This is a genomic window from Variovorax robiniae (assembly GCF_037889955.1).
Lineage (GTDB): Bacteria > Pseudomonadota > Gammaproteobacteria > Burkholderiales > Burkholderiaceae_C > Variovorax > Variovorax robiniae.
The window spans coordinates 123,716-138,037 of sequence record NZ_JBBKZS010000006.1; the positions used below are offsets into that span (position 1 = coordinate 123,716).

Here is a 14,322-nt window from a genome sequence, read left to right on the forward strand (position 1 = left end):
GGTGTTCGGCGCAACAGGAATTGCGATATCGATCGGGCATTGAAAAAGCCTTCTTCGAGACATCTCCCGAGTGAGACTGCAGGAGTTTTTTGAATTCAATTGGAGCAGGATGGCTCCGGGATTTCCAGGCGGAAATTGGGTTGTTTTTGAATTGAATTGACGGGAAGTCAATTGGTTGCGCGAAATTCATCGCGCCAGCCGATCCCGTGAATTCGATTGCCCACCTCAGATCGGAGTCCCCATGTTCAAGCGCCATTCGCAACGTCAATCTTCTTCCACCAAGTCGGCCCGCAAGGCCGCCCCGAAGATCCGATTGCAGGCGCTGGAACCTCGCGTCCTGCTGGATGCCGCCGCGGCCGCCACGGTCGAGGCGATGGCCGACCAAGGCCATGCCCCGGTCGACGCGCAACCCGATGCGTCGAATGCCGAGCTGATGCAGGCCCTCGCCCATGCCAACACGCACATGGCCCCGGTCGATGCCCGCGACGCGCATGCCGGCGATGCCGCCGCACCCGCGGCCAACGTCTTCTTCATCGACCGCTCGCTCTCCGACGTGGACGCCCTGGTCAAGGACCTGGGGCCAAACGCGGAGATCCACTTCATCGGGCCCGGCCAGGACGGCGTCAAGGTCATCGCCGACACGCTGCAAGGCCGCACCGACATCGGCGCGATCCACCTGGTGAGCCATGGCGGCGAGGGCGAACTGCACCTCGGCACGGCCACGCTCACCTCGGGCAGCATGCAGGGCGAGTACCGCGACCTGCTGGCCGCCATCGGCCACAGCCTCTCCGCGGATGGCGACATCCTGATCTACGGCTGCGACTTCGCGGAAGGTACGGTCGGCCAGCACGCGAGCGAACTGCTCGCCAGCCTGACCGGCGCCGACGTGGCCGCCTCCATCGACCCGACCGGGGCCGAATCGCGCGGCGGCAACTGGACGCTCGAAAGTCGTACCGGCGCCATCGAGGCCCGTTCCATCGAGGCACGCGACTGGGACCACCTGATGGTCGCGCCCACGCTGACGCTGGACGCCAACGGCTCCTCCGGCGGCACGGGCGGCAACTACCGCATCACCTCCGGCCCCGGCGGCACGGAGCCCACGCACCTGGCCGACGTGGACGCGCTCGTCTCCGACGCCGACAACGACATCCAGTCGCTGACGCTTTCGCTGGGCGGCTTCGCCAACGGCGCCAAGGAAAGCATCACCTTCGGCAGCGGCAACGCCATGCAATTCGTGCGCATGGACGGCGTGGCCCACGATCCGATGAAGGTCACGGTCGGCGGCACGCAGTTCGAGATCAACTACAACGGCTCCTCCATCACCGTCTCGCGCAGCGGCGGCGGCAACATCAGTGCGGCCGAGCTCAACGGCCTGCTGCGCACGGTGGGTTACCTCAACGACGCGACCACCGCGAGCGTGGCCGTGGGCAACCGCACGGTGGGCTTCACGGTGAGCGATGGCGCCAGCACCTCGGCCGCCCGCTTCACCACCATCAACGTCGTGGCGCAGCAGCGCTTCGACGACCAGGGCAATGCCTACGTCGTCATCGCCAACACGGCGCCGGTCGTCGGCAGCGACGGCAAGACCTACGCGGCCAACCGGTCCAGCCAGATGGTGACCATCGCCTTCGGCGACGCCGAGCTGCATCGCTCCGAATGGTCGGCCGGCATCAACGTCAACGCGATGGGCTTCAACACGGCCGATGGTTTCGCCTACGGCATGAACGGCAACAACCTGGTTCGCATCGGCGGCGACGGCTCGATGGTCATCCTCGGCACCATCGACGCCACCGGCGCGCCCGCGTCCTTCTCGGCCGGCGGCTTCACCTCGGGCGACTTCGGCCCGGACGGCATGCTGTACGTCTACAGCAATTCCTATCGCACGCTGCAAGCCATCAACGTGCAGACCATGAAGTGGGATCACTCGGTCGACTTCACCGTGCCCACGGGCGGCGCCAACATCGCCGACATCGCCTACAACGCGAAGGACGACAAGTTCTATGGCGTGCTGCCGGCCGCTTCCGGCGGCGGCCTGCTGTCCATCGACCGCAGCACGGGTGCGACCCGCGTGATCGGCGCCACCGGCGTCGGTCCGGCGGTCGCCTTCGGCGGCATGTTCTCGGACGTCTCCGGCAACATCTACGGCTTCGCCAACAGCACGGGGCAGGTCTACCAGTTCGACCTCAACACCGGTGCGGGCACCGCACTGCCGAATTCCTCCGTGGGCATCGTCACCGGTGCGGACGGCTTCTCCAACCGCGAGCTGTCGCTCATCAACGTGGCGCCGGTGGCGCGCGACGACGGCGTCTACACGGTCGACAGCGGATCGCTGGTGCTGGACAAGCTCACGCAGAACGACACCGACGCCAACGGCGACCTGCTGCGCGTCTCGGCCATCAACGGTGTGCAGATTGTGCGCGGCACGGAGCAGAGCATCGCGGTCGAGCACGGCACGGTGCTGGTGGCACGCGACGGCACGCTCACCTTCGTGCCGGAGGCGGGCTATTCGGGCCCGGCCACCTTCGGCTACACGGTGGATGACGGGCAGGGCGGTCGTGCCGATGCCAAGGTCTTGCTGGACATCGTGGCGGCCAATGTGCCGCCGGTCGCCAAGGACGACGTGGGCGTTGCCACGGAAGATACGCCGCTGGTGGTGCCGAAGAGTGCCGGCCTGCTGGCCAACGACACCGATGCGGATGGCAACGCGCTCAGCATCACCGGCTTCAGCATCGCCGGCATCACGGGCACCTTCGCGCCCGGCACCGCCGCCACCATTCCTGGCGTCGGCGTGCTCACCATCAACGTGGACGGCAGCTACAGCTTCGAGCCGGCGCACGACTACAACGGCCCGGTGCCCGTGGCCACCTACACCGTGAGCGACGGCATCGCCAGCACGACGGCCAAGCTGTCGCTGTCCGTGACGCCCGTCAACGATGCCCCGGTCGCCAGGGACGACGTGCTCGTCACCAATGAAGACACCGACCTGCCGATCAACCTGATCGCCAACGACACCGATCCCGAAGGTGACCCGCTGCACATCGTCTCGATCAACGGGGTGGCCATCACGGGCGGCTACCAGGTGATCCTCGTGCCGTACGGCCAGGTCCACATCGACTGGGACGGCACGATGAAGTTCGTGCCCAACACCGACTACAGCGGCCCGTCCGCCTTCGACTACGTGGTGGCCGACAACTCGGGCGCCCAGACCACCGGCCATGTCAGCGTCACCGTGCTGCCGGTGAACGATGCGCCTGTCGCGCATGACGATGTTGCCTTCACCAGCAGCGACAAGCCGGTGGTGATCAACCCGCTCGCCAACGACACCGACCAGGAAAGCGACCCGCTGCACATCGTCTCGATCAACGGCGTGGACCTGACGCCAGGCATCGCGCAAGTCATCGACGTGCCGCATGGCAAGGTCGAGGTGGCCGTCGACGGCACCATCACCTTCGTGCCTGACGCGGGCTACAACGGCCAGGCCAAGTTCGACTATGTCGTGGCCGACCCCGATGGCGCCACCGACACCGGGCACGTGACCGTCAACGTCACGCGGGTCAACAACGCACCCGTGGCGCAGAACGACACGGTCGTGACGCCGGAAGACACGCCGATCGTGCTCGACCTGATCGGCAATGACACCGATGCCGACGGCGATGCGCTGCACCTGGTCTCGATCAACGGCGTGGCGATCACGCCGGGCACCGCGCAATCCATCACCGTGCCCAACGGCAAGGTCAACGTGGCCGCCGACGGCACCATCACCTTCGTGCCCAAGGCCGACTACAACGGTCCGGTCGCCTTCGACTACGTGGTGGGCGACGCCTTCGGTGGCAAGGCCACCGGGCACGTCAATGTCAGCGTGACGCCGGTCAACGATGCACCGGTCGCGAAGGGCGACAAGCTCAGCACCGACGAAGACACGCCGCTGGTGATGAACCTCCTCGGCAACGACACCGATGCCGACGGCGACGCGCTGCACCTGGTCTCCATCAACGGCGTGGCCATCACGCCCGGCACCGCGCAAAGCATCGACGTGCCGAACGGCAAGGTCAACATCGCTGCCAACGGCACCGTGACCTTCGTGCCGAACCCCGACTACTACGGCCCGGTCGACTTCGACTACGTGGTGGCCGACCCCGCCGGCCTCACGGACACAGGTCATGTGAACATCACGGTGAATCCGGTCAGCGATCCGCCGATGGCTTCCGACGACAACTTCACGACCAACGAAGACACGTCCCTGGTGATGGACCTGCTTGCAAACGACATCGACAAGGACGGCGACCCGCTGCACCTGGTCTCGATCAACGGCGTGGCCATCACGCCGGGCACCGCGCAATCCATCGCCGTGCCCAACGGCACGGTCAACGTGGCTGCCGACGGCACGCTGACCTTCATCCCCAAGGCCGACTACACCGGCCCGGTGGACTTCGACTATGTGGTCGCCGATACCTCCGGTGACGCCGATACCGGCCATGTGCACGTGGCTGTCGCGGCCGTCAACGATGCGCCCCGCGCGGCGGACGACAACCTTGTCACGAATGAAGACACGCCCTTGGTACTCGACCTGCTCGGCAACGACAGCGAGCCCGATGGCGAGGCGCTGCACCTGGTCTCGATCAACGGCGTGGCGATCACGCCCGGAACCGCTCAGAGCATCGACGTGCCCAACGGCAAGGTCAACATCGCCGCCAACGGCACCATCACCTTCGTGCCCAATGCCAACTACAACGGCCCGGTCGACTTCGACTACGTCGTGGCGGATACCTCCGGCCTCACCGACGCCGGCCACGTCAAGGTCTCGGTAACGCCCGTCAATGATCCGCCTGTTGCCTCCGACGATAACTTCAGCACCAACGAAGACACGTCGCTGGTGCTGAACCTGATCGGCAACGACACCGACGCGGACGGCGACGCGCTGCACCTGGTCTCGATCAACGGCGTGGCTATCACGCCGGGCGTGGCGCAATCCATCGCCGTGCCCAACGGCATGGTCAACATCGCCACGGACGGCACCATCACCTTCGTGCCGAACGCCAACTACAACGGTCCCGTCTCCTTCGACTATGTCGTGGCCGACGCCAACGGCGCCACCGACACCGGCCATGTGGGCATTGCCGTCGCAGCCGTCAATGATGCGCCCCACGCAGCAGACGACAACCTCGTCACCAACGAAGACACGCCGCTCGCGCTCGACCTGCTCGGCAACGACACGGATCCCGATGGCGAGGCGCTGCATTTGGTCTCGATCAACGGCGTGGCCATCACGCCCGGCATCGCGCAATCCATCGACGTGCCCAACGGCACGGTCGACATCGCAGGCGACGGCACTATCACCTTCGTGCCGAAGGCCGACTACTACGGTCCCGTCGACTTCGACTACGTGGTGGCCGATGCCGCCGGCCTCACCGATACCGGTCATGTGAAAGTCACCGTGAACCCGGTCAACGACCCGCCGCTCGCCTCGGACGACAGCTTCGCCACGAACGAAGACACACCGATCGTGCTGGACCTGCTCGGCAACGACAACGACAGGGACGGCGACCCGCTGCACCTGGTCTCGATCAACGGCGTAGCCATCACGCCCGGGACCGCGCAATCCATCGCCGTGCCCAACGGCACGGTCAACGTGGCCGTCGACGGCACCCTGACCTTCATCCCGAAGGCCGACTACAACGGTCCGGTCGATTTCAACTACATCGTTGCCGACACCTCCGGTGCCGCCGACACAGGCCATGTGCATGTGGCCGTCGCAGCCGTCAACGACGCGCCCCGCGCGGCGGACGACCACCTCGTCACCAACGAAGACACCCCGCTGGTGCTCGACCTGCTCGGAAACGACAGCGAGCCCGATGGCGAGGCGCTGCACCTGGTCTCGATCAACGGTGTGGCCATCTCGCCGGGCATCGCGCAATCCATCGACGTGCCCAATGGCAAGGTCAACATCGCCATCGATGGCACCATCACCTTCGTATCGAATGCCAACTACAACGGCCCGGTCGACTTCGACTACGTGGTGGCGGATACGTCCGGCCTCACCGACATCGGCCATGTGACGGTCGCGGTGCAGCCGGTCAACGACGCACCGGTGGCGTCCGACGACCACCTCGTCACGAACGAAGACACGCCCCTCAAGCTGAACCTCATCGGCAACGACACCGACGTGGACGGCGACGCGCTGCACCTCGTCTCGATCAACGGCGTGGCCATCACGCCGGGCGTGGCGCAATCCATCGCCGTGCCCAACGGCAGGATCGACATCGCCACCGACGGCACCATCACCTTCGTGCCCAATGCCGACTACAACGGCCCGGTCGATTTCGACTACGTCGTGGGCGACGCCAAGGGCGCCACCGACACCGGCCACGTGGACATCCGCGTGAAGCCCGTGAACGATGCGCCGGTCGCCAGGGACGACAACTACAGCACCGACGAAGACCAGCCCATCGAGCTGAACCTCATCGGCAACGACATCGACGTGGACGGCGATGCGCTGCACCTCGTCTCGATCAACGGCGTGGACATCACCCCCGGCACCGCGCAGGTCATCGACGTGCCGCACGGCCAGATCCTCGTGTCCGCCGACGGCACCGTGACGCTGGTCCCCGAGGCCGACTACAACGGCACCATCGACTTCGACTACGTGGTTGCAGACCCCACGGGCGCCTCGGACATGGCCCACGTGCGCATTGCTGTTCCGCCCGTCAACGATGCACCCATCGTCGGCAACGACAGCTTCACCACGCCCGAAGACAAGCCCGTCACGCTCGACCTGCTCGGCAACGATCGTGACGTGGATGGCGACGCGCTGCACCTGGTCTCGATCAACGGCGTGGACATCACCCCGGGCGTCGCGCAGGCCATCGACGTGCCGCATGGCACGGTCAATATCGCCGCCGACGGCACCATCACCTTCGTGCCGGACGCCGACTACAACGGCCCGGTCGACTTCCACTATGTCGTGGCCGACCCTGACGGCGCCACCGGCACGGGTCGCGTGCACGTGAACGTGACGCCGGTCAACGATGCACCGGTGGCCGGCGACGACCATCTCGTCACGAACGAGGATGCGCTGCTGACGCTGAACCTGCTCGGCAACGACGCCGATGCCGACGGCGACGTGCTGCACCTGGTCTCGATCAACGGCGTGGCCATTACCCCCGGCATCGCGCAATCCATCGACGTGCCCAACGGCACGGTCAACGTGGCCGCGGACGGCACCATCACCTTCGTGCCCGACGCCGACTACAACGGCCCGGTCGCCTTCGACTATGTCGTGGCCGACCCCTCGGGCGTGACGGACACGGGGCATGTGAGCATCGATGTCGTTCCGGTGAACGATGCACCCGTCGCTGCACCCGACACCTTCACCACCGCGGAAGACAAGCCGCTCGTGCTCGACCTGCTGGGCAACGACAGCGATGCCGATGGCGACGTGCTGCACCTCGTGTCAATCAACGGCGTGGCGATCACACCGGGCACCGCCCAGCAGATCGGCGTGCCCAACGGCACGGTCCACGTGGCCATCGACGGCAGCATCACCTTCGTGCCGAAAGCCGACTACAACGGCCCGGTCGACTTCGCCTACGTGGTGGCCGACACCTCCGGCGCCACCGGCACCGGCCATGTGCGCGTCGACGTCACGGCCGTGAACGACGCCCCCGTGGCCCACGACGACGGCCCGATCGCGACGCAGCCGGGCACATCGGTCTCCGGCAACGTCCTGACCGGCCCCGGCGCAGACTTCGACGCCGATGGCGACCCGCTCTGCGTCACGCAGTTCAGCGTGGACATCGATGGCGACGGCGTGCCCGACACCTTCTCCGTGCCCCCGGGCGGTTCCGCCACCGCGCAGCTCACCAACGCCGCGGGCGAGACCATCGGCCAGATCACCATCGGCGCCGACGGCAGCTTCACCTTCACGCCCGCGCCGGGTTATGACGGTCCGGTGCCCGACGTGACGTACACCGTCAGCGACGGCATCGCCAGCGACAGCGCGACCCTGCGCTTCCAGGACGTGCCGAAGCCGCCGCTGAAGGGCGATGGCACGGGCGACCTGGGAAAGGTCGACGGACCCGATGCCGTCGAGCCGCCGGCTGGCCTGGTGCCACCCGCAGGCCCGACACTGCCTGCTGGCCTCGTGCCGCCCGCGACCGAGATGCCCTGGCGTGGCGATGACGTCTTCGTCCTGCGCCCTTCGGATTCATCCTTCGGCCAGGGCACGGCCGGCGCATCGCGCTTCGCGACGGGCACCTCGCAGGTCGCGGCGGACGCCCGGGTACTCGGCGCGGTCAACGGCCTGGACTCGCTCAACGGCACGCCCGTGCTGGACGGGGAGGGCGCGGTGCTCAAGGCGGTCAACGGCGTGGCCTCGCTGCACGGCAGCGGGCTGGCCGGTGAACTGGTGGTGTCGCAGGTCAGCCAGGACAACGCGTTCGGCGATCGCCTCAGCCATTCGGCCCTGCGTGACCATGACGGCTTCGACACCGAGGTACGCTCCATCGCGTCGCTGCGCGTGCAAGGCGAGGTACGGCTGGAAGTCAGCTCGCGGGGTCCGCAGACCTGGGTCCTGGTGGAAGACCATGCCCCTGCCGGCCGGGCCGGCATCTCGCAAGTCAGCGCCACGATGGCCGATGGCCGAGCCCTGCCGAGCTGGATCCGCCTGGACGGCCACAGCTACATCGCGATCGACCGCCCGGTGGGCGAGGACCTGATCGCCTTGCGCATCACGGTGGAACGCAGCAATGGCGAAACGCGCTCGCACACGATCGAGATCGACAACAACGCCGGCGAGATGCGCGAAATCGGCCACGGCACGCTCGACAAGGCGGCGGGCAAGGACAAGGCGGCCGGCGACAAGGCGAGCACAAAGGCTGGCGCCAAGTCCGCCTCGCTGGGCTTCTCCGCGCAACTTGCCCAGGCCAGCCGCCAGGCGGCCCCACCCACGGTCGATGCCGAATTGATGCAAGCCCTCGGCTGATCGAGGACCGGAGCACCCGGCCCTGGCCCGATCACTTCTCGCCTCCCGGCGGGCGGTGGTCGGGCCTTTTTTCGTGAACAACAGCACGTTTCACCCATGGCGGGAAATTTCCCACGCCGGGCCCTGAGCTTTCCCATCGGCAGTCGGAAGTGCGCGGCAGACCCGAAAGCGTCGATCTTTTCTAATGGATGCAAGTGTCAATTGACTGTCAATTGATGCAGCGAGAGACCTCCGATCCCTCGCAATCCGCATCAAGAAAACAGCTCTTCAAGGTCGCGCAAGTCCATCGTCGCAACGCCTTGAAATCACCGGAAAAAGGAAACCATGTTCAAGCGTTCGCGTACCCAGAAGCGTCAATCCACCGTCATTCAAGGCAAGCCGGCCGCACAGCCGAAGAAGATGCGCCTGCAAGCCCTCGAGCCGCGCGTGCTGCTCGATGCCGCCGCCGCAGCCACCGCGACGGCGATGGCCGAGCAGGCCCAGCCGCAGGCCGTGCACGATGCGCCCGACGCACACAACGCCGACCTGATGCAGGCGCTGCAACGCGCGAACGCCCAAGCCGTGGCGCCCGTCGACGCTGGCGGCGCCCGCAGCGCCGACACAGCCCATCCGGCCAACGTCTATTTCATCGATCGCTCGCTGCCCGACGTCGACACGCTTGTGAAGGACCTGGGCCCGAACGCCGAAGTGCATTTCATCGAACCCGGCCAGGACGGCATCCAGGCCATCGCCGACGTCCTGCAAGGCCGCACCGATGTCGCCTCGATCCAGATCCTCAGCCACGGCAGCGAAGCCACCGTGCAACTGGGCACCGCCACGCTCGATGCGGCCAGCATGCAGGGCCAGTACCACGACCTGCTCGTCGCCATCGGCCACAGCCTGTCCGCCGACGGCGACATCCTGATCTATGGTTGCGACTTCGGCGCGGGCGCGGACGGCCTGCATGCCATGGAACTGCTCAGCGACATCACCGGCGCCGACGTGGGCGCTTCGGCCGACATCACCGGCGCCGCCGACTTGGGCGGCAACTGGGTGCTGGAGCGCCAGGTCGGCTCGGTGGAAGCGGACGTGGTGTCCGCCGGCGATTGGCACCATGACCTCGCCCTTGGCGCGCCCTCGGGGCAGATCACCAATCCGGGCTTCACGGGCACCACCGGCTGGACCAGCGACACGGGTTTTGCCTCGGGCAGCGGCTGGTACCTGTCGGGCAACACGATGCTGATGTATGCGGAAAACGCCAAGTCCAGCGTGACCTGGAACGCGCCGATCAACGGCTGGAACTTCGGGCCGGGCACGAACGGCGCGGCCACCGTCTCCGTCGATTTCGCATTCAACAATGGCGACAACCCCGCGGTGGCCGCCACCAACGGCTTCACCAGCTGCACATTCGACATCCAGGTCGGTGGCGTGACCTATGCGCGCGTCACGACGCCGCCGGGCGGCGCGAGCAACGAAGCCGGCACCGCCACGGTCACCTACCTCAATGGCGCCTCCGGCAACGTGTCGACGATCGCAGCGACGCCCTGGGGTTCATGGGCCTACACCACCATCCTCGTCTCGCTGCCCAAGGGCATCGCCGATGGCAGCCAGCTGCGCCTGGTCGGCAATTCGACGAACGCCGCCGACGACATGACCTTCGACAACGTCCAGGTCTACACGAGCCCCTACATCAACACGACACCGGTGGCCGTGAACGACACCGTGGTCACCGCGGAAGACACGCCGGTCGCGCTGAACCTGCTGGCCAACGACACCGACGCAGACGGCGACACGCTGAAGGTCTACTCGCTCAACAACGTGACGCTGACCCCCGGCACGGCGCAGTCCATCTCCGTGCCCAACGGCACCGTCGACGTGGCGGCCAGCGGCGCCATGACCTTCCGGCCGAATGCAGACTACAACGGCACCTCGAGCTTCACCTATGTTGCGGCCGACCCCATGGGCGCGAAATCCACGGCCACCGTCAACCTCACCATCACGCCGGTCAACGACGCGCCGGTGCTGAATCCGGCCGCCGTGCTGACCCTGCCCGACGTCAACGAAGATGCGCCGCTGCCCGCGGGCGGCGTCGGCCAGCTCGTTTCGAGCCTGATGACCGCAAGCAACGTGACCGACGTGGATGCCGGCGCTGTCAAGGGCATGGCCGTCACCGGCGTGGACACGAGCCACGGCACCTGGTATTACTCGACCAACAACGGGACGACCTGGAGCGCGATCATGGGCGTGTCGGATGCCAACGCGCTGCTGCTCTCGGCCTCCAGCAATGCCCGCGTGTACTTCCGTCCGAACGCCGACTGGAACGGCACGGATACCGGCCTGACCGTGCGCGCCTGGGATACGACCAGTGGCGTCAACGGCGGCTTCGCGGATGCCACGGTCAACGGCGGCACCAGCGCCTTCTCATCGGCCTCGGACACGATCGCCGCCAAGGTGCTGCCGGTCAACGATGCGCCGGTCAACAACCTGCCCGCAGGCGGCTGGTCGACCAACGAAGACACCGCGATGCCGATCACCGGCCTGTCGATCGCCGACGTGGATGCCGGCACGGGCAGCATGCAGGTCCGCATCTATGTCAACTCGGGCACGCTCACCGCGAACTCGGGCAGCGGCGTCGCCGTCACCGGCTCCGGCACGGGCGACTTGTACCTGACGGGCACGCGCGACGCGATCAATGCCTACCTGGCCTCGGCCGGCACGCCGGTGTTCAACCCGGTCGCCAATTTCAACGGTTCGGTCTCGATCCTGGTCCAGACCAACGACAACGGCAACACGGGCTCGGGTGGTGCGCTGACGGACAGCGACTGGTCGACCATCAACGTGGCCTCGGTCAACGATGCGCCGGTGCTGAATCCGTCCATCGCGCTGACGCTCCCCGCCGTCCAGGAAGACGCCGGCCCGCCGGTCGGTGGCGTGGGCCAGTATGTGTACTACCTGACGACCGGCGCCGGCAACACGACCGACGTGGACACCGGCGCCGTCAGCGGCGTGGCGATCACCGGTGCCGACAGCAGCCATGGCACCTGGTGGTACTCGATCGACAACGGCACGACCTGGAAGGTCATGGGCCCGGTGTCGGATGCCAACGCGCTGCTGCTGTCGCACGGCAGCACCTTTTCGCGCGTCTACTTCCAGCCGAATGCCGACTGGTATGGCACGCTGCCCGCCGGCCTGACCATCCGCGCCTGGGACAAGACCAGTGGCGTCGAAGGCGGCCGTGCGGACACCACCGTCAACGGCGGCAGCACGGCCTTCTCCGCGGCAACGGCCAAGGTATCCCAGACGGTCAATCCGGTCGCCGACATCGTGGCCGACTACGTGACCACGGTGGAAGACACGCCCGTCACCTTCAACCCGATCACGGGCGCAGGCGAAAGCAGCGGCGCCGACAATTTCGAAGACCCGGGCCGCATCATCACCGCGGTCGGCGGCACGGCCATCACGGCTGGCGGCCCCGCTGTGGCCGTGGCCAATGGCATGGTCTCGCTGGCCGCGGATGGCAGCACGCTGAATTTCACGCCAAGCCCCGACTACAACGGCACGGCCGTCTTCAGCTACACGGTCACGTCGGGCGGCGGCGCGACCGAAACGGCCAACATCAACATCACGGTCACGCCCGTGGCCGATGCGCCGCGCATCGACCTGGACACGAGCACGCCAGGCACCGACTACGCGGCTGTCTTCGATCAGGCCCCCATCGCGATCGGCCGCATGGTCTCGCTGGTCGACCCGGACGGCGCGGAGTCGCTGACCTCCATGACCGTGAAGCTGACGAATGTTCAGGCGGGCGACGTGCTGTCGGCGGGTGGTCTGCCGTCCGGCCTGACCGGCACGTACAACCCTGCGACCGGCGTCTACACCATCACCGGCTACGCCAGCCCCGCCAACTACCAGACGGCACTCTCGCTGATCCAGTTCTCGACGACCTCGGGTTCGCTGGCGGATCGCGTCATCGAGGTGCAGGCCTTCTCGAGCGTTGCGCCGATGCCATCGAACATCGCCCGGACGACCGTCAGGATCCTGGACACGGACAGCGACGGCGTCGCCAACGTGATCGACATCGACGACGACAACGACGGGATCCTCGACATCAATGAGGACCTGCTGCCGCCATCGCTTGTCGACGGCACCAACGAGGGTGCCATCGGCGTTGCATGGACGGAGGACACCAACACCGGTTCCCTGAATTCGACCGTGGCCGGCACGGGCTGGAATCCGTATGAGGGATCGCCCGACACCTGGAAGGGTCCCTTTTCGCTCAACGGCTCAGGCTACTGGGGCGGTGCGATGAACGGCGTACCCGGCGCTGCCGACGGCGAAGTGTTCATGGCCATCTACAACGGGTTCACGAACGAATCCGTCTTCCGCACGATCCCCGCGTCCGCGGGCATTCAGGTCGGGGACGCGATCCAGATCAACTACGCGCAGATCTTCGGCGGCGTCAATGGCTTGACCCCGGTGGGGCGCCAGGCGAGTTTCGTGTTCACGATCGACGGCGTCGACTATGTCGGTCCGGCCCTGACGTACGAGGGCAACGTCGTGAAATCATGGTCCGAGGCCAGCTTCACCTTCATTGCCAAATCGGCAACGCCCACGATCATCGTGTCCATCACCTCCACCGGCGATGGGAACTATCTCGGCTTCGACTCGTTCAAGATCTTCAAGGTCGCGGACGTCCAGGCCCTGCGCGATCCGGACCACGACGGCATTCCCAATCGACTGGACATCGACAGCGACAACGACGGCATCACCGACAACGTCGAGGCGCAGCGCACCGGCTCGTACATCGCACCTTCGGGCAGCGGTGCGGCGATGATCGACCTGGACCATGACGGGCTGGATGACCGCTATGACGCCAACGTCGGCAACAAGACGGCGGCCGGCAGCAAGGGCCTGACGCCGGCCGACACCGACGGCGACGCAACGCCCGACTTCCTCGACAGCGACAGCGACAACGACGGCAAGCTCGACATCGTCGAGCGTGGCGACGGCGCGCCCACGTCGATCACCAGCACGGCCGACTCGGACGGCGACGGTCTGCTGGACATCTTCGAGGGCAGCAATCCGAACAACGGCTTCGTGGTCAATGGCAACAATCTGATCGGCTCCAACTTCAACCTGGCCGACAGCGATGGCGACGTTGCCGCCAACGGCGTGGGCGCCATCCCGCTGACGAAGGACTTCGACTACCGCGATGCCGTCAACGCGCCGCTCATCGACCTGAACTCGACGGCGACCGGCAGCGACACCTCGCGACAACGCGTCGTCCTACACCGCCGGCACGGGCGCCATCGCGGTCGCCAAGCCGACAGCGGATGTCACTGATTTTGGCGACAACGACCTTG

2 protein-coding genes are annotated in these 14,322 nt (G+C 66.6%); both read left to right on the forward strand.

Translation table 11 applies throughout. The annotated features are described in order from the left end of the window. Positions 1-241 precede the first annotated feature (241 nt). Positions 242-8,980 (forward strand): Ig-like domain-containing protein, encoded by an 8,739-nt coding sequence (locus WKW79_RS15960; protein WP_340336152.1) that lies wholly within the window; start codon positions 242-244, stop codon positions 8,978-8,980. A gap of 324 nt (positions 8,981-9,304) precedes the next feature. Beyond that, positions 9,305-14,302 (forward strand): DUF4347 domain-containing protein, encoded by a 4,998-nt coding sequence (locus WKW79_RS15965; protein ID WP_340336153.1) that lies wholly within the window; start codon positions 9,305-9,307, stop codon positions 14,300-14,302. Positions 14,303-14,322: the final 20 nt, after the last annotated feature.